This window comes from Streptomyces sp. CA-294286 (assembly GCF_050947155.1).
Lineage (GTDB): Bacteria > Actinomycetota > Actinomycetes > Streptomycetales > Streptomycetaceae > Streptomyces.
The window spans coordinates 976,576-996,541 of sequence record NZ_CP192004.1 but is presented as its reverse complement, the minus strand read 5'-3'; the positions used below and the strand labels follow the sequence as shown (position 1 = coordinate 996,541).

Annotated in this window: 23 protein-coding genes; 12 read left to right on the top strand and 11 right to left on the bottom strand. The window is 72.0% G+C overall.

Annotation, left to right across the window (positions count from 1 at the left end; genetic code table 11):
* The first annotated feature begins 43 nt into the window (after window positions 1–43).
* The 3 genes from ACQPZG_RS04370 (at window position 44) to ACQPZG_RS04360 (ending at window position 2,283) form a co-directional block, all read left to right on the top strand.
* Window positions 44–967, top strand: coding sequence for a ribokinase (locus ACQPZG_RS04370; protein WP_433544419.1), 924 nt, complete (start codon window positions 44–46; stop codon window positions 965–967).
* Window positions 964–1,353: a D-ribose pyranase gene (rbsD, locus tag ACQPZG_RS04365; RefSeq protein WP_433544418.1), complete on the top strand. Its 390-nt coding sequence runs from the start codon at window positions 964–966 to the stop codon at window positions 1,351–1,353. The genes ACQPZG_RS04370 and rbsD overlap by 4 nt, the downstream gene beginning before the upstream one ends.
* Window positions 1,354–1,686: 333 nt before the next feature.
* Window positions 1,687–2,283, top strand: coding sequence for a hypothetical protein (locus ACQPZG_RS04360; RefSeq protein WP_433544417.1), 597 nt, complete (start codon window positions 1,687–1,689; stop codon window positions 2,281–2,283).
* A gap of 269 nt (window positions 2,284–2,552) precedes the next feature.
* Here the strand turns inward: ACQPZG_RS04360 and ACQPZG_RS04355 are convergent, their stop codons facing one another.
* Window positions 2,553–2,861 carry a hypothetical protein gene (locus ACQPZG_RS04355; protein WP_433544416.1) on the bottom strand — a complete coding sequence of 103 codons (309 nt, stop codon included), beginning with the start codon at window positions 2,859–2,861 and terminating at the stop codon, window positions 2,553–2,555.
* A 1,202-nt stretch (window positions 2,862–4,063) separates the two neighbouring features.
* Here ACQPZG_RS04355 and ACQPZG_RS04350 point away from each other — a divergent pair.
* From ACQPZG_RS04350 to ACQPZG_RS04340, 3 genes are all read left to right on the top strand, one after another.
* Window positions 4,064–4,927, top strand: coding sequence for a poly-gamma-glutamate hydrolase family protein (locus ACQPZG_RS04350; RefSeq protein ID WP_433544415.1), 864 nt, complete (start codon window positions 4,064–4,066; stop codon window positions 4,925–4,927).
* A gap of 163 nt (window positions 4,928–5,090) precedes the next feature.
* The gene (locus ACQPZG_RS04345; RefSeq protein ID WP_433544414.1) at window positions 5,091–5,888 is read left to right on the top strand and encodes an SAM-dependent methyltransferase; all 798 of its coding nucleotides are present in this window, start codon (window positions 5,091–5,093) and stop codon (window positions 5,886–5,888) included.
* A gap of 110 nt (window positions 5,889–5,998) precedes the next feature.
* Entirely contained in the window at window positions 5,999–6,346 is a 348-nt protein-coding gene (locus ACQPZG_RS04340; protein ID WP_433544413.1) for a hypothetical protein, read from the top strand.
* A 248-nt stretch (window positions 6,347–6,594) separates the two neighbouring features.
* Here ACQPZG_RS04340 and ACQPZG_RS04335 read toward each other — a convergent pair whose 3' ends face one another.
* Window positions 6,595–7,818, bottom strand: a complete 1,224-nt coding sequence (locus ACQPZG_RS04335; RefSeq protein ID WP_433544412.1) for a cation:proton antiporter domain-containing protein — start codon at window positions 7,816–7,818, stop codon at window positions 6,595–6,597.
* A gap of 447 nt (window positions 7,819–8,265) precedes the next feature.
* Here ACQPZG_RS04335 and ACQPZG_RS04330 point away from each other — a divergent pair, with 447 nt between their 5' ends.
* Window positions 8,266–8,766, top strand: coding sequence for a hypothetical protein (locus tag ACQPZG_RS04330; RefSeq protein WP_433544411.1), 501 nt, complete (start codon window positions 8,266–8,268; stop codon window positions 8,764–8,766).
* A gap of 228 nt (window positions 8,767–8,994) precedes the next feature.
* Here ACQPZG_RS04330 and ACQPZG_RS04325 read toward each other — a convergent pair whose 3' ends face one another.
* From ACQPZG_RS04325 to ACQPZG_RS04315, 3 genes are all read right to left on the bottom strand, one after another.
* The gene (locus tag ACQPZG_RS04325; RefSeq protein ID WP_433544410.1) at window positions 8,995–9,762 is read right to left on the bottom strand and encodes an ANTAR domain-containing protein; all 768 of its coding nucleotides are present in this window, start codon (window positions 9,760–9,762) and stop codon (window positions 8,995–8,997) included.
* A complete protein-coding gene (locus ACQPZG_RS04320; protein WP_433544409.1) occupies window positions 9,759–10,475 on the bottom strand; it encodes a GAF and ANTAR domain-containing protein in 717 nt (238 codons plus the stop codon). Before ACQPZG_RS04320 ends, ACQPZG_RS04325 begins: the two co-directional genes overlap by 4 nt.
* A gap of 112 nt (window positions 10,476–10,587) precedes the next feature.
* Window positions 10,588–11,448 carry a GAF and ANTAR domain-containing protein gene (locus tag ACQPZG_RS04315; protein ID WP_433544408.1) on the bottom strand — a complete coding sequence of 287 codons (861 nt, stop codon included), beginning with the start codon at window positions 11,446–11,448 and terminating at the stop codon, window positions 10,588–10,590.
* Between the two features lie 538 nt (window positions 11,449–11,986).
* On the opposite strand from ACQPZG_RS04315, the gene ACQPZG_RS04310 reads away from it, so the two are divergent.
* The 4 genes from ACQPZG_RS04310 to ACQPZG_RS04295 all read left to right on the top strand — a co-directional run bounded on the left by ACQPZG_RS04310 (window position 11,987) and on the right by ACQPZG_RS04295 (window position 14,700).
* A complete protein-coding gene (locus tag ACQPZG_RS04310; protein ID WP_433544407.1) occupies window positions 11,987–12,223 on the top strand; it encodes a DUF6480 family protein in 237 nt (78 codons plus the stop codon).
* Window positions 12,224–12,493: 270 nt separating this feature from the next.
* Window positions 12,494–13,345, top strand: coding sequence for a SigB/SigF/SigG family RNA polymerase sigma factor (locus tag ACQPZG_RS04305; RefSeq protein WP_433544406.1), 852 nt, complete (start codon window positions 12,494–12,496; stop codon window positions 13,343–13,345).
* A 244-nt stretch (window positions 13,346–13,589) separates the two neighbouring features.
* Window positions 13,590–13,988, top strand: a complete 399-nt coding sequence (locus tag ACQPZG_RS04300) for an ANTAR domain-containing protein (RefSeq protein ID WP_433544405.1) — start codon at window positions 13,590–13,592, stop codon at window positions 13,986–13,988.
* 301 nt (window positions 13,989–14,289) lie between these two features.
* Window positions 14,290–14,700, top strand: coding sequence for a four-helix bundle copper-binding protein (locus ACQPZG_RS04295; RefSeq protein ID WP_433544404.1), 411 nt, complete (start codon window positions 14,290–14,292; stop codon window positions 14,698–14,700).
* A gap of 155 nt (window positions 14,701–14,855) precedes the next feature.
* On the opposite strand, the gene ACQPZG_RS04290 is transcribed toward ACQPZG_RS04295, so the two are convergent.
* The gene (locus ACQPZG_RS04290) at window positions 14,856–15,683 is read right to left on the bottom strand and encodes a VOC family protein (RefSeq protein WP_433544403.1); all 828 of its coding nucleotides are present in this window, start codon (window positions 15,681–15,683) and stop codon (window positions 14,856–14,858) included.
* A gap of 192 nt (window positions 15,684–15,875) precedes the next feature.
* Here ACQPZG_RS04290 and ACQPZG_RS04285 point away from each other — a divergent pair, with 192 nt between their 5' ends.
* Window positions 15,876–16,004: a hypothetical protein gene (locus ACQPZG_RS04285; protein ID WP_433544402.1), complete on the top strand. Its 129-nt coding sequence runs from the start codon at window positions 15,876–15,878 to the stop codon at window positions 16,002–16,004.
* A gap of 203 nt (window positions 16,005–16,207) precedes the next feature.
* On the opposite strand, the gene ACQPZG_RS04280 is transcribed toward ACQPZG_RS04285, so the two are convergent.
* From ACQPZG_RS04280 to ACQPZG_RS04260, 5 genes are all read right to left on the bottom strand, one after another.
* On the bottom strand, window positions 16,208–16,378 hold the full coding sequence (locus tag ACQPZG_RS04280; RefSeq protein WP_433544401.1) for a hypothetical protein: 171 nt from the start codon (window positions 16,376–16,378) through the stop codon (window positions 16,208–16,210).
* A 54-nt stretch (window positions 16,379–16,432) separates the two neighbouring features.
* On the bottom strand, window positions 16,433–16,624 hold the full coding sequence (locus tag ACQPZG_RS04275; RefSeq protein WP_433544400.1) for a hypothetical protein: 192 nt from the start codon (window positions 16,622–16,624) through the stop codon (window positions 16,433–16,435).
* A 452-nt stretch (window positions 16,625–17,076) separates the two neighbouring features.
* Window positions 17,077–18,030, bottom strand: a complete 954-nt coding sequence (locus ACQPZG_RS04270; RefSeq protein WP_433544399.1) for a glycosyltransferase family 2 protein — start codon at window positions 18,028–18,030, stop codon at window positions 17,077–17,079.
* Between the two features lie 59 nt (window positions 18,031–18,089).
* A complete protein-coding gene (locus ACQPZG_RS04265) occupies window positions 18,090–18,965 on the bottom strand; it encodes a glycosyltransferase family 2 protein (protein ID WP_433544398.1) in 876 nt (291 codons plus the stop codon).
* Window positions 18,962–19,915 carry a glycosyltransferase family 9 protein gene (locus tag ACQPZG_RS04260; protein WP_433544642.1) on the bottom strand — a complete coding sequence of 318 codons (954 nt, stop codon included), beginning with the start codon at window positions 19,913–19,915 and terminating at the stop codon, window positions 18,962–18,964. The genes ACQPZG_RS04265 and ACQPZG_RS04260 overlap by 4 nt, the downstream gene beginning before the upstream one ends.
* Between the last annotated feature and the right edge of the window lie 51 nt (window positions 19,916–19,966).

Genomic DNA, 19,966 nt, shown 5'->3' with positions numbered 1-19,966 from the left:
CCGGCCTGTTGATCCCGGACCGACGAAAGCAGGAAACACACACATGCACGCCAACGCCCCTGACGACCGGTACGACCTGGTGGTCGTCGGGTCGGCCAACGCCGACCTGGTGATCGGCGTCGAGCGCCGCCCCGCGCCCGGCGAAACGGTCCTCGGCTCCGACCTGTCCGTCCACCCCGGCGGCAAGGGCGCCAACCAGTCGCTGGCCGCCGCCCGCCTGGGCGCCAGGACGGCCCTGCTCGCCAGGGTCGGCGACGACGACCACGGACGCCTCCTGCTGGAGACCCAGCGCGCGGCGGGCGTGGACACGGACAGCGTCCTGGTGGGCGGGGCGCCCACGGGCGTCGCCCTGATCACCGTCGACCCCTCGGGCGACAACAGCATCGTGGTCTCGCCGGGGGCCAACGGGCGGCTCACCCCCGAGGACGTCCGGGCGGCGGCCCCGCTGCTGGCCGCCGCCCGGGTGATCTCCGTACAGCTGGAGATCCCGCTCGACACGGTGGCCGAGACGGTACGCGGCCTGCGGCCGGACGCCCGGCTCGTCCTCAATCCGTCCCCGCCCGCCCCGCTCCCCGAGGAAGTGCTCACCGCCTGCGATCCGCTGGTGGTCAACGAGCACGAGGCGCGGTACATCCTCGGCGACGGCGCCGGCCGGGGCCCGCGCGACTGGGCTCCGGCCCTGCTCGCGCTCGGCCCGCGCTCGGTCGTGATCACCCTGGGCGCGGCCGGGGCCCTGGTGGCGGACCGCCGTACGCAATCCCTGGACCACCTGGTCGGCCCGAAGGTCGAGGCCCTCGACACGACCGGTGCGGGGGACGCGTTCACGGCGGCCCTGGCCTGGCGGCTGGGTCGTGGCGACGGCCTGCGGGACGCGGCGGCCTTCGCGGTCAGGGTGGGCGCGGCGGCGGTCACGGCACGGGGGGCACAGGAGTCCTTCCCGACAGCGGAGGAGGTCGACGCGCTGTGAAGAGGTCGGGCATCCTCAACCGCCACCTGGCGGGCGCGATCGCCGAACTGGGCCACGGCGACGGCGTTCTGGTCTGTGACGCCGGCATGCCGATCCCGTCCGGTCCCCGCGTGGTCGACCTGGCCTTCCGCGCCGGGACCCCGTCGTTCGCCGAGGTGCTGGACGGGCTGCTCGACGAACTGGTCGTGGAGGGCGCGACGGCCGCCCGGGAGATCCGGGACGCCAACCCGGAGGCCGCGGCGTTTCTGGACGGCCGCTTCCCCGGGCTCGAACTGATCCCGCACGACGACCTCAAGGCGCTCACGTCGGCCGCCCGCCTGGTCGTACGGACGGGGGAGGCCCGGCCGTACGCGAACGCACTGCTCAGGTGCGGGGTCTTCTTCTGAAGCCAACGCGCTCGGCCCGACTTCCGTGCGGGACGTCCGGCTCGACTCCGCACATGCACTCCGACACGGCCCAGCAGTGGCCGCTCCGGTGCCGGCACCGGTACTGCTGACGAAGGCGGCCAGGTCACCCACGGTCGCGTCGTCGTTCCCCGTGTCGGCGCCCTCCCCCACGAGGACGGGGGAGGGCGCCGTCGACGCCGACCGCTCCGGCGACTCCTCCCGGCGGGCCGTTCGGACCAGCCCGGATGGCGGTCCCCGACGGCTCGGGCGACGGTGGCAGAGGCGCCGACGAGCCTGTCGGCGCTCCCGTCGCCCGCAAGAGGAGTCACCCCCATGTCCGAACGCAACACCGTCCTGCGCAGCCTGCACGATGTGGGTCTGGCCGCATGGTTCGGCGGCTCCCTGATGGGAGCGGTCGGTCTCAACTGCGCGGCGAAGGAACAGGGCGACAGCTGGGAGGACGGCGCCCGGATCGCAAGCTCGGCCTGGGCCAAGTGGACCCCGGTCAACGCCGTCGCGATCGGCGCGCACCTGGTGGGCTCCAGCGGCCTGCTCGGCGCCAACGCGGCACGCGTCGTCACCCAGCAGGGCGTCGCCACCTCCACCTTGGCCAAGACCGTCCTCACCGGCACCGCACTGGCCGCCACGGCGTACGCCCGCGTCCTGGGCAAGAAGATCGAAACCGCCTCCTCCCAGGACCCCAAGGACGCCAAGAAGGCCGACCGTCACCCGGTCGACACCGGCCAGGCCGAACGCCACCTGGCCTACGCCCAGTGGGCAGTCCCGGCCCTCACCGGCGCCCTCCTGGTCCTCAACGCCCTCCACGGCGAGCAGCAACGCCCCGCCCAGCAGCTCCACGGCATGTGGCAGCGCGCCCGCACACTGGCCCCGCACATGAGCAACGGCCACCATTGGCACGTGACGCACTGACGTACGGCACCTGAGCAGAGCCGTCGCGGGGCGTGCAGGGTGCAGGCTGCGGTGTGCGATGTGCGATGTGCGATATGCGGTGTGGTGAGCATCGGCACCGTGCGGTCGAGATGCCGTCGGGCCCGGCGGTCGGTCGCAGTAGTCTCCGTGCGGGTCGGCGGAACGATCCCGCCGATGTGGGGCGGGTCACGCCGTCCACGACGTCCACGGCAGGGGGCCGGTGGCGACGCCCCGGGGCTGCCGAAGCACCGGCCGCCCCGTTCGTGCGTTCACGGACGGGGATTGAGGCGCTGCCACCGTGGACGCGCGTCGCCTCCTCTGCGGCCCGCCACCGAGGCGCAGCGGGGGCACTGGCGCTGCACCCGGTCCGCCGCGCCCCCCGACTCCGGGAAGGTGTCGGACCAGGTGATGTGCGGGAAGCGGGAGAGTTGCGAGCGGCTGAGGGAGAGTCCGCAGACCGTCTGATTGAGTCCCGGCTCCCAGGCGTGGACCTCGCCTGCGGGGAGACGGCGGCGGCCTTCCTCCTCGTCCGTCCAGTAGCCGGAGGCTGCGACGGCGTACTGCTTGACTCGTGCCACGGCGTACTCGCTTCCCGGTCAGCCGACCACGGCGCGAGCGCGCCGCTGCGGGCGTACGGGGAGCGTGCCTGGCGGGGTGCACCTGATCAGGGAACTCACGGTAGTCGTCCCAGCCTTTCCGTCACGTGAGGACTCGCTCGCGGGGCGGGCTCGCCGGATTTCGGCGCGCGCGACGAGCCCGCTGATCACGGCCGGGTACCCGATACCCCGTTGGCGAATCGGAGTCCGCGCGGACCTGCACACGGTGGCTCAACAGCAGGTGGCTCGACGGATTCGCGGGCATCGGCGGGGCTCGAAGCGGTCCCGTGGACGTCCGGGGGCGGGGCTCGCTGAGGCTGCGGATTCGCCGGGCGGCCGTGGTCCCCTCGCCGACGTCGGCCGGGATAGGCGCGGTGACGTCACCGGCTGGGGCCGACCGGGTCGACCGGGATCGGCCGGATGCGACTGGGATCGACCGGGTGGGACGCTTCTCGTAGGCGCATCGGCGGGTGCGGTCGGCTGCGCGGGGTTCTGCGCGTGGGCGGGCGCGTCGCCAGCGAACCGCAAGGGCCGCGCGTGGGCGGGCGCGGTCGCAGGCCGGACAGCAAGGGTGGGACCCCATCGTAGGGGACGTCCGCAGACGTCCGTGGCCGCCCGTGGCCGTCGTAGAGCGACTGTCCGGTGACGAGTCCGACCGCTTGTCTTTCCGGTTGTCTTTCCGGCGCGTGGTGGCTTTGTCTTTCCGGCGCGTGGTGGCTGCGTATCGGTCAGATCTTCACGCGCCACCACGCATGGCCCTTGTTCACGCCGCGATGGATTCTGGCCACACGCCCTGGGGCAGGGCGTGCCACGGGTCCCGGCAGATCAAAACGGCCTCTTCGCGGCTGCGTCTCCTGCGGCCCGTGCAGGGCCTGCAGGGTGCACGGCCGACTGTCGACCGGATCCCGCCGCACGCGGTGCCGGCCGAACGTCAGGACCCGTGCCATCTGCCGGACCGCACGTTCCCAGGTCGTCGAGGTGTTCGTAGAGAGCGCGGACGAGAGGCGGGCGCGACTCCGGACACCGCACCTTGTGCCCCAAAAGGCCAGGTGTTATTGGCTGTTGCCGGGCCAACCGATGCGTCGGAAACGCGCCACGTGCGTGTGTGCTTCGCGCACGGGTGTACGAGACTGCCCTCTGACGTCAGTCGGTCTGCCAGGCCGACCGTTCTCGGAAGGACCCCGATGCCAGATCTTCACGCCAACCGTCGCACGATCCTCACCACTCTCGCCGCAGCCGCCGTAGGCGCCCCGCTGCTGAGCACCGTCGCCGCGCGTCCCGCCGCCGCTGCGGTGGGCGACGACGTGTACGCCTCGAACACCCAGCTCTACCGGGGAGTTGTCGAGGGCAAGGACTTCGCCCGGCGCTTCAAGCGCCACGACATGTCCGACGACGCCAAGGCCACCACCCCGGGGCCGCGCCTGACGACGATCATGGCGATACACGGCGGTGGCATCGAGATGGGCACCTCGGAGCTGTGCCTGGGCACGGCGGGCTACCGCCCGGACACCCTCGCACCGTTCGACCCAGGGGCCCCGCTGTTCGACTACTGGATGCTCGAAGGGTTGCGTACCTCGAACAACGGTGAGCTGCACGTCACCGCATCGCACTGCGACGACCCCACCGCTCGCTCCATGGCCGCCGCCAGCGCCAACGTCCTCAGCTTCCACGGCTGCACGGCCGCCCAGGCGGGCGCACCCGCCTCCCGCCCCGAGGCCGTCGTCGTCGGCGGGCTCAACGCCCGCCTGCGCACACTTTTGTCCGAAAACCTGCGAAGGGCGGGCTTCCAGATCATCACGAGCGACCCCGAGCACCTCAACGGCGACCTGCCGCACAACATCTGCAACCGCACCCTGACCGGAGAAGGAGGCAGCCAGTTGGAACTGACGACCGAACTGCGCGCGAGCCTCTTCGACAACTTCTCGGGCGCGTCCAACCGGGCCTCGACGTTCAACGCCCAGTTCCTCAAGTTCACCACCGCCTGCCGGACCGCACTCAGGACGATGGAGACGGAACAGCTTGCCCGGCCCAGCCTCTTCTCCTACTGATATCGACCAGCGTCGGGAGGCTGACCGGCCCCAGGGGTCTCCGGCGCATCGCCGGGAGGAGCCCTCTTCCAGCGTCATCTTCTACCGCACCCCCAATACCGCACCCCCCTCAACCTCTCTTTACTCGGACACCGCACCCGCACCTGTCGAAAGAGGCTCTGACATGACCGACCCCACCAACTTGCCGCCCGAGATCGACACCTCCGTGGCCCACAGCGCGAGGGTCTGGAACTACTGGCTCGGCGGCAAGGACTGGTTCGAGGCGGACAAGAAGGCGGGCGACGCCTACCGCGACAAGTACCCCCTGATAGAGACGTTCGCCCAGGAGTCCCGCGGATTCCTCGTGCGCACGGTCGGCTACCTGACCGAAGAAGCCGGCATCCGCCAGTTCCTCGATCTCGGCGCAGGTCTCCCCACGGCCGACAACACGCACCAGGTCGCCCAGCGCATCGCCCCGGAGAGCAGGGTCGTCTATGTGGACCACGACCCTCTCGTCCTGCTCCACGTCCACGCACTGCGCTCCAGCACCCCCGAGGGCGCCACCGACTACGTCCTGGCGGACATGGCCGACACCGACGCCGTGATCGAAGGCGCCGCCAAGACGCTCGACATGACCCGGCCCATCGCCCTGGTCATCAACGACGTCCTGGGCCACATCGTCGACTGGGACCAGGCACTGGCTCTGGTGCGCCGCCTCGTCGACCGTCTTCCCCCGGGCAGCTACCTCTCGCTGAGCCACTCCACCGCCGCGGACGCGGAGCACCGCCGGGTTCAGGACGAGTACAACAACAGCGGGGCGATTCCCTACATCTTCCGCGAACCCGAGGTCACGCGGGCCTTCTTCGACGGCCTTGAGCTGATCGAACCCGGCTTGGTGTCGTGGCCCCACTGGCGTCCCGCTCCGGACACCGGCACCACCACTGCGAGGGCGGGCTGGGGCGGAGTCGCTCGGATCCGGTGACCGGACACGCCACCTGGCGCTTACGGCGGTGGACGGGCTCCCCTCCGTCATGTCCCGTGCTGCTCCCCCGGCGGCAAGGTGTAAGCCGGAGAGCGATAGCGTCCGTGGTCATGACAAACAAGGCAGTGGGAAAAGCCGGCCAGTGGGGCTGCATGTCCGTCGTCGTCATCGCGCTGCTGGGAGCCGGAATCTGGGTCGGGCTGCTGGGCAGGGACATGATCGCCGACACGCCGCCGGCACTCTGCGGCAGCCGGGTCCTGGAGGAGGGCCAGACCTGCGAGAGCTACTCACGATCCACCGGCAGGACGACCGACACCTTCGGCGCCGAAGAGGCCGCGAACAAGCAGGACACCGCCAAGGACTTCTTCGGCTGGGTCGTCGTCGCCGTCGGGGGCACTCTGACCCTGGCCGGAGGCGGGCTCGCGGTGATGGCAGTCAAGTACCGGAAGGACGACTGACGGCACGGCAACCGGGGTTCGCCGCACGGCAGTTCCGCAGGTGGCTCTGACGGGGACGGGCGTGCCGGGCGTGGTCGCCCCCTTTCCCGGGCACCGGGTGGCCGGTGCCGGCGCCCTCCCAGTGAACAGTTGCTGCGGCGGCGGCCATGGTCCGGCCGATGCCGGACGTGCGGATCGTCCTCGTCCTGCGCCAGCGGGGCCGGACGGTCGCGAGCGGACGACGCGGCCCACCGCGGGCGGAACACGGCTCACCGCGCCCGGTCCGGTGCCCGGTTGGCGGCCCTGCGGTAGAGAGCCAGGCCGGGGGTCGTGGTGATGCCGTGGACGACGGTGCTGGCGGCGACGACCAGCGTTCCGCCGGCCAGTACCACGGAGTTGGCTCCGAGCCTGTGGGCTTCCATGCTCAGGTAGAACAGCGCCGAGACCCCGAGGGGACCGAACCACCCCAGGAAGACGGCGTCCCGCCAGGTCAGGGAGAGCGGTCGCTTGAGCGTGAGCAGGACCGGCAGTCGGCGCAGCAGCAGCACGCCGAGGACCAGGAGCAGCGCCCGCCAGCCTCCCAGCTCGCCCCACTCGCGCCACGGAAGCATCGCTCCCAGGGCAGTGAACAGCGGCAGGACGACGAGGCGGTTGACCGCCTCGTCGATCTTGTTCTCGTCGGCGCGCTCGCTCGCCGAACTGGTGGCGTTGAAGACCAGACCGCAGACGAACACGGCCAGGATGCCGTCGACATGCAGCAGTCCGGACACGCCGAGCACGAACAGGGCCAGCACGAGCGTGAAGACGAGCAAGGGGCCGGACTCGACGGCGTGGCGTTCCTCGGCGGCGCGCAGTGCCCGCCCGCCCAGCCACCCCGCCGCCACCCCGAGAACGACCGCACCGAGAACCTGCCACAGGGACTCCAGCACTGCCTCGGTGCCGGTGAGGGGCCCGGCGATGGCCACGGCGGCGAGAACCAGGGGCAGGCCGAGGCCGTCGTTGGCACCCGACTCCAGGGAGAGGAGCTGCCTGGTCCTGGCGCTGACGCTCTTCTCGGCAGGTTCGCCGGTGACCACGCTGGAGGCGAGGACGGGGTCGGTGGGGGCCAGGGCGGCTCCCAGAAGCGCCGCCGAGCCCAGACCGATGCCCAGGGCAGCGGCCGACACTGCCGTGGTCAGCAGTGCCATGCCCAGCATGGCCACGCCGAGCAGAACGGCCACCGGCCCGATCCGCGCCCGTACGTCGCGGATCGGGTAGCGCAGTGCCACGGCCATCACCGAGACGGCCAACAGGATGCGCGAGACCTCGTGCAGCTCTTCGTGTCCCTCCACCACCGTGGGCAGATCGATGACCCCGAGCACGGCCGGACCGAAGAGGATGCCGGTCAGCAGGGCCAGCAGCGGGCCGCTCAGCGGCAGCCGTTGGACCGCCGCCGAGAAGGCCGCCACGACGAGAGCGAGCGCACCGGCAACCGTGAGCAGAATGTCCGTCATGCCACCCGGCTTCCCTTTTACCTCCGCGGGCATGTGCACGTGTACGCCCCGATGCTCCGGACGGCCCACGTGGCCCGCCGAGAAGCAGGACGCGAGGAACCGGGGTCGGCATGCCCGCGGCGCACCGTCGGAGGAGTGGTCGAGCAGTCCGTCAGGATCGGCCCAGGACCCGCCCGGTGCGAAGGCACCGTTCCGAATCATCCGCAGGCGCGAACCGGGCTGAGGAGAGAACGGGCCGTCTGGCGCTCCCCGCACCTCAGCCAGGGAGGTGCCGGCCGGGCCGCTACGAGCACCGGCACAGGGGACGTTGCGGTCGTAGTCGGAGCACACCCGCCGTCACGCCGTCCATCCACCGCATGCCGGCCAACCAGGCAGCCTGGGGAGGGCATGTCGGCGAGGGCTTCGGCGGGGCTTCCCACGACGACGGGCGGGGCCCATGATGACGGTATGACGGTCGGCGAAGACCTGCTCTGGGACGCGGACGACAAGAGCACGCGGAGGGTGGCGCGGCTTCGGCGCATCGGGGTGGCGGCCGGCTTCCTCGGCTTCCTCGGCCTGGCGCTGTGGAGGGAATCCGACGTCACCTGGGTCCTCTGTGCGGGTGCGCTCCACCTGCTCGGGGAGAGCGCGTACTGGGCGTGGGACCGACGGCGACTGGTCGAGGCGCGCCTCCTCGCAGGAGGAGCCGACGGGCCTGGCGGACTCCGCCTGCGCCGCGTCGGCGGACGGATCACCGAACACGACCCCCACCGTGTGGCCCGCGTCGTCGTCATCCATGACAACGTGAACGACCTGGCGAAACTCCGTCTGCGTCTGCGCGGCGGGCGGTTCCTCTTCTCACGCCAGAGCCGCCCCCCGGCCCTTGTCGCGTGGCGCCGCGCATGCCCGGAAGCGGAAGTCAGCGACAGAGCCGCCCGATGGGGCATGCCAGGAATCCCGGACTCGTAGAACTCCGTTGCGTTTCCTCAAGCCTGCTGTCCGGGGCACGTGGGACGGACGGACACAGGGTGGCCGAGCGTGGCGAAAGGGCGCCCTCCGGCCCGGAGACGGGAACGGCCCGGGGACACGGACCGGCCGACGCAGAGGTCGAGGTCGGTGGTGTTCACCGGGGCACCCGGTGTCGGCGGCTTGCCAGGTCGGCACGGCATGATCGCCTGAAGGCCCTCACAGAGGAGTTCAGACGGACTCCGTCGGCCCGGTGCTGCTCGTGCCGGGTGAAGTGAAGGAGGTGGCGCCGAGGGTGCCGTCGATGATCTGGCGTGCGGTGTCGGACAGGCGCTGTTGGTGGGTGCGTGCGTGGCTGCGGAAGACGTTGAAGGCTTGGTCGGGGGTGAGGCTGAGACGTTCGGCGAGGATGCCCTTGGCCTGTTCGAGGATGACGCGGCTGGTGAGAGCTGTCTGGAGCTGACTGGCCTCGGTCTGGGCGGCCTCCAGAGTGCGTTGCTGGAGGATCGCGATGGTGGCGATGTCGGCGAGGGCCTGGGCGAGGGTGACGTCCTGGGCGGTGAGCTGCCGGGGGTGGGTGTGAAAGAGGTTGAGAGCGCCCACGATGCGGTGCCGTAGGCGCAGGGGCACGGTGTGGGTGGTGGTGAAGCCGCTCTGGCGGGCGCGTGCGGCGAACCGCTCCCAGCCCCGGGTCGTGGCGGCGTGGGTGAGGTCGATGTTGACGGCGGCGGTTCCGGTGCGGAAGCAGTCCACGCAGGGGCCCTGGTCGTGCTGGAGGGCGAAGAGTTCCAGGAGGCGGGTGTCTTCGTCGGAGGCGGCGACCAGCCTCAGTTCGCCGTGGGCGTCGACGAGGAGGATGCCCGCCGCGGACACGTCGAGGAGTTCCACGCACCGCCGGGAGAGCCGGTGGAGGAAGTCGAGGACGTCGAAGTCCTCCACGAGCGAGTCGGCCACCTCGACGAAGACCTCTGTCAGGCGTTGTTCACGTGCCGCGGTCATGAGACATCATCCTTTGGGTCTTCGGGCGCGGTGGGCCCGGATGCGGGTGCGGGCGGGGCGAAGCGAAGTCTGCGGGCGACGACGTCCTGGGCGATGTCGCCCAAGGGCCGGTGGTGGCTGTAGGCATGGGCGCGCAAGTACAGGAGTGCTTCGCTCAGCGGCACGCCGAGCTGGACGCTGATCATTCCGGTGGCCTGATGGACCACTGCCTGCCGAAGGACGGCGTGGCTGCTCATGACGGCGAGCTTTTCCAGCGGCTGCCCGTCGCCGTTCAGCAGGAGGGAGGTAAGGGCGGAGGCCAGGACGAGAGCATCGTCCATCTCCCGGGCGTTGAGCGGCCGGGGGGTCTCACGGGCGAGGGTCAGGACACCCACGGTGATTGCTCCCAAGTGCAGCGGGAAGCAGAACACCGCGCCGACCCGGTCTTCCGCGAGCGCGGGCAGCAGGGCTGGCCACCGTTGTGGGAGTACTGCCCGCAGGTCACTGACCAGGACCGCGACCCCGGTGCGGGCCGCGTCCGGGCCGGGTCCCTCGCCCAAGGTGAACTGGAGTTCCTCGAAGCGGGCACCCATGCCGGGGTCGGCCAGGACCACTTCACGGACACCGCCCTCCAGCAGGGCGGACACCGCGAGGCCATCGACACCCAGAGTGCGGGCGCAGTCCTCGACGAGGGCAGGGCCGCCGTGGTGCAGGCGCTGCAGAATCCCGGCCATCGCGTCACTGATCACCGCCCCTCACCCCCACTTCCCGCAACTCTACGTCGCCTCAGCGGAGGCTTGGAGCGGCCCGTGTCCGGTTGTTCGGGTGAGCCTACTCGCCCCGGCCTCACGCGGAGTGACCCGTCGCGGAGTCCGGCTGCTGCGTCCGCCCGGAGGGAGTGGCGGACACCGGCAGGGGTTGCGAGGAAACGCCGGGTGCGGAGGTTCCGATGGAGTCCGGCTCAAGAGTGCCGTCGACGAGGTCGCGGGCGACGCTCGCGATACGCAGTTGGTGCCGGCGTGCATAGGTACGCAGGCGCTGGAAGGCGGCGTCCGGGTCGGTGTGCTGACGGCCGGCGAGGAAGCCCTTGGCCTGTTCGATGACGGTGCGGGTGTGCAGGGCCTGCTGGAGCTGGACGCTCAGGGTGCGGTGATGGTCCAGCGTGGTTTGCTGAAGCAGCGAGATGGCGGTGGCATCCGCCAGGGCGCGGGCGAGCCGCTGGTCCGCGCCGGACAGTGGAGCGGCGGTCACGCGGAAGAGGTTCAGGACACCGATCGTTTCGTTCCGCAGCCGGATCGGGATCGCGTGGACGAACAGGTAGCCGTCCTTGTGCGCCCGCGCGCTGAAGTCGGGCCACTGGCCGGGTGCTGTGAGGTCGTGCTCGACGGGCCGACCCTGGGCATGCGCGGCCTGACAGGGCCCTTGGCTGGCGTCGAGTTCGAAGAGCTCGACCAGACGCACCCGTTCCGACGTCGCTGCGACCAGCCGCAGCGGGCCGCCCTGCGGGGCCAGCATGACTCCCGCGTCGTCGATGGCCAGCAGTGTCGTGCAGTGCTCGGCGACCCGGTACAGGAAGTCCACCGGGTCGAAATCGTCCACCAGGGTGTCGGCCAGGTCCACGAACGCGGCGGACAGCCGCGCTTCCCTGGAGTTGTCCGCCTCCTCGGTGGGTCGCTCCGGTCCGGCACAGGAAGAGGAACTGGACAAGGGGGTCTCCGATCGTCGGCCTCAGCGACCGGGACCGGAAGGAGACTACGGGGACTGGGTGGAGTACCACCCGGCACCACAACACGCTGAGAAGTACCCGCCAAGTTACGCTACGCGGGCATTCGCAGAGTGGCATACGGAGGAGGGCGGTACGCGGTCCGTCGGCCGGCGTGCTGTCCTGCGTCCCGCACGGGCGAACCGAACCGAGGGGGAACGGGCGGCCGGGCGCGGCAACGCGCTGCACGCCGGGACGTACCGGCCGGGCCGCCACGAGCACCGGCACAGGGGGCGTCGGGGTCGTGCGCGGCAGGCTCGCCCCGCGCGCGGAGCCCGGGGCAGCCCGCAGCCGTCCCGTCCCGTGACCACACGCCCCTGCCACGAGCCGTCGAAGCGGGCGAGCGAGACTGGCCAGGGGTGCCACCGACTTCTTCAAGGCGTGGCAGGGCTGCGACCCGCTCAGGAACCCCCCGTACGACCAGAAGACGGAAGACTCACGACTTCGAGGTGCGCGGCGCGGTTGAGTGGGAACTCGTCACAGATGACTTCCTCTCCGACACCGGATCCTGACCCCGACACCACTACTGGCCTGGAGGCCGGCGGGGGTGTGCCGCCGGGAGAAACCCCTCCCGCGGAAAGCAGCATGCCCGGGGCCGGGCCCGACGAGACGCACAACCCGCCCAAGGGCTGGGCGAAGGCACCGCTCGCGCTGATCATCGGCCTCGCCGTGGTGGTGGCCGGGTTCTTCCTGGCGTACGCGATCGTCCTGCTGCTGTGACACGCACGGGGGGCAGGGCGCACACCCGCAGGGCGGTGCCTGCGCGGAATTTCCCCCGAGGGCTTATACCGTGCTGAAGGAAAGGACGGTTCGGCGCTCGGCGACAGGCCGTGGTGACGGGATCGTGCCCCGCGCAGTGCCCCGCGGCTAGGGCAAGCGGGGATTGTGCTTCGGACAGCAGGCACCTTGACGTGATCCGCACCCCTGACGAGGGTTTTGGTCCCGGGACGGGGTGCGGCGGAGAAACCCCTGCTGCCGAGAGGCCCCCTCATGCCGGTCATCGACCACTGCACGCCCGGGTCCACCCCCGTGTGCCCGCACGACGGCACCCCCGACACCGATGCCGCGTTCCGCCGCGCCGCCGCACTGCCCGCGGGGTCCGCGCGCGACGCGGTCCTTGAGGACATCACCCGCCAGTGGCTGCCGATGTCCGAGCGCCTGGCGGCCAGGTACCGTGACCGCGGGGAGCGCTTGGAGGACCTGCGCCAGGTTGCCGCCCTCGGCCTGGTGAAAGCGGTCACCCGCTACGACATCGGCCTCGGCGTTCCCTTCCTGGCGTTCGCCGTCCCTACGATCTCAGGCGAGATCAAGCGGCACTTCCGCGACCACACGTGGAGCGTCCGGGTACCCCGCAAGATCCAGGAACTGCGCCGCCGAGTGAGAGTGGCGCACCGAGAACTCGCCGAGCGCAGCGCAACCGAGCCCACCACAGCGGACATCGCCGCCCACACGGGGCTCACCGAGCACGAAGTACGGGAAGGGTCCGGGGCACTGCACGCCTACGCCGCACTGTCCCTGGAAAAGGCCCTCGCGCCGGGAGACGACGACTTCAGCCTGCGGACCACCCTCGGGCAAGCCGATCCGCGTTACGACAGAGCGGTGGACCGCGAAGCGGTCAGGCATATCCTGCGCACCTTGCCCGCCCGGGAGAAACACATCCTCTACCTGCGGTTCTTCGCCGACATGTCGCAGAGCAGCATCGCCGCCGAAGTCGGCCTCTCCCAGATGCACGTCTCCCGCCTCATCGCCCGCACCTGCGAAGACATTCGCGCGCAGGTCCTGTCCGAAGGCCCCGCCTCCTCCGCCTACCGGGACACACAGCGGGCTCGGGGCATCACCTGAAGCAGAGGTCCGGAAAGAGCCCGCCTGGTCCGCGCCCGGCCGCCCAACACGGCACGAGCGGGAGCGGGACGAAGCCGAGAAGGTCCCGCGCATCCGTTTCCGCCGGGACCTCCAGGACGGTGCCGACGGACGGACTGCCGATGTGACCGTATGAGGCGAAACCTGCCGGATGACAGGCATTTCGACACGCTCGCCGTGCTACGTTCCGCAAAACCTGGTGGCGGGGGCGAATCGGGAGACACGCATGGACTCTGTGGGATTCACCGCCCCACCACAGGACGGGACGGACCGCACGGCGGACATCCCCGCCGGTCCCGACGTCGGCATGCCGGCCGAGTTGGCGCTGCTGCGGAACGAGGTCAAAACCCTGCGCAGGGCGCTTGCCTCCCGCGCGAACATCGACATGGCCCTCGGGGTGCTGATGGCTGTTTACCAGTGCACGCCGACCGACGCGTGGCTGATCCTGGTCGATGTCTCTCAGCACACGCATGTCACCCTCCACGACCTCGCGGAACGCGTCACGGCGAGCACCCATGGCCCCGCCCCGTCCAAACCGGTACGCGACGCCCTGCGGGCATCAGCCGCGCGCCACGCCGCCGCCCGGCACGGTTCCCCGGGCCCGGCCCCGGACGCCTCCTCCTGAGATGGCCGCGTCCCCGTAAGAGGGCTGCGAGGCGCCGTGCCGCTGGTCGGACGCGGTGCCGGACGGGGGCGTGGAAAGGCCGCACGCCCACCGGGCCTGCCGACTCCGATCGCTCGTCGCAGGGGCGGCCGGACACAGGGGCAGGGCCCTTTCCCTTTCCTCTGCACCCCTGCGGGTTCGGCGCCCGCCAACCGGTGTCAGGTGCGCCCCTGCGGGTTTGGCGCCCGCCAACCGGTGCTAGGCGTATGGAGCGGTAGACGCCCGCACTTGCAGACGGTGCACCACACTCTGGAGGTCTCTCATGAGTACTACGGTCAAGGACATGCTCGCCGCCCACCCCGCCGACGTAGGCGGCTTGGACCGCGACAAGCTCGCCCGCTGCATCGAGGAGTGCATCGCCTGCGCACAGGCGTGCACCGCGTGCGCGGACGCCTGCCTGTCGGAGGAGATGGTGGCGGAACTCGCCCAGTGCATCCGGACCGACGCCGACTGCGCCGACATCTGCGCCGCGACCGCCTCGGTGCTCTCCCGCCGCACGGGTGACGACGCCACCGTCACCCGCGCTGTCCTTGAGGCGTGCGCCGCCGCCTGCAAAGCCTGCGGCGACGAGTGCGCGAGCCACTCCGACCAGCACGAGCACTGCCGTATCTGCGCCGAAGCGTGCCGCCGCTGCGCGCAGGCGTGCAACGATCTGCTCGCGTCCCTGGGCTGACATCGGGGCATCCGGCCGACAGCGGCGGAGGCGACCCTTCGGACGTGTCCGCCGCAGCGGCCCGTCCCACCCGGCTGCCCGCCCCACCCGGCCGCCCGGCTGCCCGAGGACGTCTGGAAGTCGGCTACGCAGCGGTTGTGACGGCAGGTTTCAGGTCACCGCAGCTGTACGCTTCGCGGCTCCGAACGTCCCGCTACGGAGAAGACGCTGCCCTGCGGGTCTCGGAGCGTGGTGGCCCGGTGGAGCCGGTTCCCGTGACGCACCAGGGATCCGCCGTGAAGCAGCGCCTGGCGCACTGTGGTCTCCGGGTCGGCGACCGTGAAACAGACCTCCCACTGCGGCAGGTCGGCCGGATCGAGGGCCGCATCGTCCGCGCCCGATCCGAGGCGCGCGAGCACCCTCCCTTCCTGGCTGAGCACCACTTCCTCCTGCTCGTAGTCGACGTCACAGCAGCCGGGGCGTTCGCAGGCCCAGTCCAGGACCTGCCCGTAGAAGATCGCCGCGTCGAAGGCGTCCGGTGAGAGCAACCGCAGCCTGACCGGTGCGTCGACACGCCAGGAGTGCCAGTTGGAGACGAGTCGGCCTTCCCAGATACCGAACACGGCGCCGCCCCGGTCCGCCGCGAGCGCGGCCCGGCCCGTCGGGAAGCGCAGCGGCCCTACGGCGACGGTGGCGCAGCGCTCCCGGATCCGGGCGGCCGTCGCGTCGGCGTCCTCGACCGCGAAGTAGGGCGTCCATGCGACGGGGACACCGAGCGTCGAAGCGAGCGCCCCGATGCCGGCCACGGGCCTCCCCTCGTGCAGGGCGACACGGAAGTCCTCGCCGAGGCTCAGCGGACGGAACGTCCAGCCGAAGACAGCGCCGTAAAAGGACTGCGCCGCCGCCAGGTCGTGCGTCAGAAGGCTCGTCCAGCAGGGGGCACCGACGATCTCGCGGCTCGTCGTCGCGTCTGCGGCACGAGCCGCAGTGCTGTGTTCGGTCATCGCACTCGACATCCAGTGAGCAGAGGGACGCGGCAGCGGATCCGCTGCCCGAAAGCACGCTCTCGTGCCGTGCCAGCCCGTACGAACGAGCCGATTGCCCGGCTTCATCAGCTCTCGCCATGCTATCTGTCAGGGCGACGACCGGAACCACGGACCGTTCGCCGCCTCATGGGCCGCTTCCGCGGACGCTCTGTGGCAACGACGACCGCACGGCTCGTCACCGCCGACGGCACGCCGTGCGGGCAGGCGTACGAGAGTGCCTTCCACGCGGTGCCGACCCAGGGAACCGAGGCGTGCCGAGCGGCCGCGGGCAACGCATGAAGCCGTGCGGCGGAGGAGTACGCGAGCGGCGGCGGCGTCCGTGACGACCTGGGACGCGGCGACCGCGAAGGTGCCGGGTACGAACGACGCGTCCGTACCCGGCTCGCGTGCCGCGTCGCGCCGGGACTCCGCAGTGTGGCCGGAGGTGCCCCGGTCGGGGAACCACTGCTGAAGGGCCCGGTCCGGCACGGCGGGTGCTGCCGTCAGCTGCCGTCCCGTACGTCGTCCGGGCTGAGTCCGGCTTCTTCCATCGCCTCGCGCAGGGTGCGTCCGGTGGCGCCCGCGTCCTGCTCCTCGGCGGCGCCCTCGTCCTGTGCCGCCAGGGTGTCGTCGGTGGACGTCGTCTTGGGCCGGTTCTCCTCGGGAACGGTCATGTCGTTCTCCTCGTGCATGTGTCCACGTGATGGTGTGCCTGTGCGCGTGCGCGGTCAGACGGGGTGGTCGGGTTGCTGCTCAGGAGGCGTGCCCCCACCCTTCCCTCCGCCCTTCTCGCCACGGTCCGTGCCGTGTGCGCGGCCTCCGCTCCCGGTGGGCTCGGCCGCCTTTCGCGCCTGGCTGTCCTGCGGGGTGCCTGCTCCTTTGTCGCTGCGCCGCACCTCGGGTTGCTGGGGATTCGACATCGGGAGTGATCCTTCCTGGAATGTCGGCCGGAACGCTTGTCCGTGGGACGGGTAGCCGGGGCTTCTGCATCCGACACATCCACATTGCGCCCGCGGTACGCGTGCCGCACGGCGAGTGGTGCGGTTCCGGCGCGTCAGGGCCCTGCCCCTCGCCCTTGTCGTCGGGCGAGGACGGTCTCCGCGACCGACCCGGCGGGCTGCGCCCCCTGCGGGGTGGACGGCACGCGCCACGGTCTCCGTCGCGCCGCCGCGCCCGACCCGTCGGTCATGGCTGCCGCTCTTCGTCGCCACCATTCTCCTCCCGCCGCACGCCTGTCGCACACCGCCGCGCACCCGGCGTCGCGGGCGGGGCGGGGACGACAGCGGCCCACGCGTCCGCGCCGTCGTCCCGAGCGGCCGGGCCGCCGGGCCGCCGGGGGGATCGTCCCGCGCTGGCTTTGCCGACTGGGAGGTCAGCCGACGTAGCGGCGGGCCGTGGAGTGACGTCGTGCCTCCTCCAGGGCGACGAGGCGGGCCTCGATCGCGGCGGGAACAGGGGCTCGCTGGCGTAGGACCCAGGGCAGCCCCTGCACCGCCTGCGCGACGGCACGCAGGGACGGCCTGTCGTGCGGCACGGTGCGCAGCAGGTGCCCGGTGCGGCGCAGGGCGGATCGCCAGGGACGGCGCAGCCAGGTGAACCAGAGGGTGTTGCGCAGGCCGAGGACGCGGCGGTGCGTGCTGTCACGTGCCTTCGAGGCCGCGTGATGGATGGTCAGTTCCGGTACGTAGCAGAGCCAGTGGCCCTGCGTCAGCAGGTCGGTGGCGAGGAGTTCCTCCTCCCCGCCCAGCCACAGCCCGGGATGGAAGCCGCCCGCACCCCGGAAGGCATCGGCCCGGATCACCGTCGCGGCGGCGAGGAACGAGCCGAGGGCGGGTCCGGGCAGCCAGTCCGGTCCCGGCAGCGGGGAGTCGCGCAGCTCGGCGACCACCGGGTCCTCCTCGCCCGACGGCTCGACCACGATGCGGGCGGTCACGGCCGCGAGGGGCGGATGCGCGTCGAGGAGGTCCGCGGCGCGGCACAGGGAGCCCGGTTCCCACCAGGTGTCGTCGTCGCAGAACGCCACGTACGGCGTCCTGACGTGACGCACGGCCAGATTGCGCCCGACGGCGCCCAGGTTCTCGCCAGGACACAGGAGTTGGACCTCCGGGAAGAGGCGTGCGACCGCCTCGGCCGTGCCGTCGCGCGAGGCGTTGTCGGTGACCACCACGCGCGGCCGTTCGGGAAGTTCCCGCAGCGTGCGCAGGGTGCGCAGCAGCTCCTCGCGGCGGTCCTTGGTGATCACGACGACGGTGGTGCGGGAATCGGGTCCGCGGCGGTGTTCGTCCTTCGCGCGCGCGGCGGGTGCCTGGTCGGCTTCGTTCGACATCTGCGCTGGTCCTGTACGTCGGTGGGCAACGGCGTGGAGCGGATGGCGGGCGGCGGTGGTCAGGAGGGAGTCCGGTCCAGCAGGCGGGCCGCGCTCTCGATCCCGGCGGGCAGCGGTTCCCTGGCGCGGAGGGCTGCGGGGAGGCGGACGAGGGCGCCTTTGAGCGCCGTCGCGGCATCCCGTTCCCCGCGGGCGGCCGCCGCGGCGAGGTGTGCGGTGCCCCGCAGGGCCACCGTCACCGGTCGCCGCAGCCAGGCGGTGAGGAGGGCGTTGCGCCGTTGCACCACGGTGCGGCCGGGCCGGTCGGAGGCGTCGGGGTGGTGGTGGGCCGTTACGGAGGGCTCGTAGGTCACGCCCCAGCCCCGCGCCGCCAGGTCGTAGGCGAGCAGAGTCTCCTCGCCGCCGAAGAACAGCACCCGGTGGTAGCCGCCCGCTTCCAGGAAGGCCGAGCGCCGGGTCACCGCCGCGCAGGCGAGGAAGCCCAGCACGGGGCGGCCGGGGAGGTCGTGGGCGGGCGGCAGGGGCGAGTCGGCGAGCACGAGGTTGAGCGGGTCCTCGGAGGTCTCGGGGCCGACCAGGGTGCGGGCGGCCAGCAGCCCGAGGCGTGGATGGGCGTCGAAGAGGTCGGCGGCGGCGTCCAGGGCGCCCGGGGCCCACCAGGAGTCGTCGTCGCTGAAGGCCACGTACGGCGTGCCGGCGTGCCGGACCGCGAGGTTGCGGCCCAGGGCTCCGGTGTTGCGCCCGGCCTCGACGACGAGGGCGCCGACGCGGTGGGCGCGTACCGCGTCGGCCGTCGCATCGGTGGAGCCGTTGTCCACCACGACGACGGGGGGCCGCTCCGGCAGGGCGGCCAGCCGGTCCAGGGTGCGCAGTACGCTCTCGCGGCGGTTGCGGGTGATCACCGCGACCGTGGTGCGGGGGCGGCGGTCGCTCACTGGCTCGCCTTCAGGAGTTTCTGCACCGCGCGCAGCACGTCGTCGGGGGGTACTTCGTCGCGGGGGGACCGGCCGGTGGACGAGACGGGGGCGTCCTGACCGCCGAGGAGGACGGCGGGTACGCCGTAGGGGCTGCGGCGTTCCGCGAGCGCGTGCGAAGGGCCGACGGAGACCACCGGGGTGGCGCAGGCGGCGGCCAGGTGGGCGGGCCCGGGGTCGCCCGCCACGACGACGTCGGCCGCCCGCAGGACGCCCGCCAGGGTCCGCAGATCCGTGCGACCGCCGAGGTCGACCGCCGTGTCGCCGCTGACCCTTCGCGTCAGGGCCGTCTCCCGGGGGCCGCCGGTGACGACCACGCGGTGACCTGCGTCGGCGAGCAGGACGACCGCTTCGGCCGCCCGCCCGGCGTCCCAGGCGCGGGTGTGCGCCGCGGCGCCCGGGTGCAGCACGACGTAGGGCCCGTTGCCGGTGAGAGCGGTCGTGTCGGGGGCCGGGAGCACACGGGGCCGCCCGTCGTCGCCCGCTCCCGGCGGGAAACCCAGGGCCGCTGCGGCGTCGAGCGCCGCTTCGACGTCGTGCCGTCCGGGTGCCCGCCGGTGGGGTACGTCGACGAGGCTGCCCGGGTGCTCGGTGAGGTGGGCCCCGATGCGGCGGACGTGCGCCATCCGCAGCAGGAGTGCGAGGGGCAGCGCGCTCCGCTCGGGGGGCGTGAGGACGAGGGCGGTGTCGTACGCCGCGACGCGCATCCGCCCCACGAGGCCCTCGACGTCCGCCTCCTGCACGGTGGGCGGACGCCCGCTCCCCCAGGGGGCGTCCCAGACGAGGATCTCGTCGACGTGGGGCAGCAGAGCGGCGGCGGGCGCGCCGCGCGGTGCGCACAGCATCGTCACGTGTGCGGCGCGTGCCGCCACCGCGCGGACGGCGGGGCCGGTCAGCAGGACGCCGCTCATGTCGTCCAGGCAGACGACGAGCACCTTTCCCGCGCCACGGGTCTGCACTCC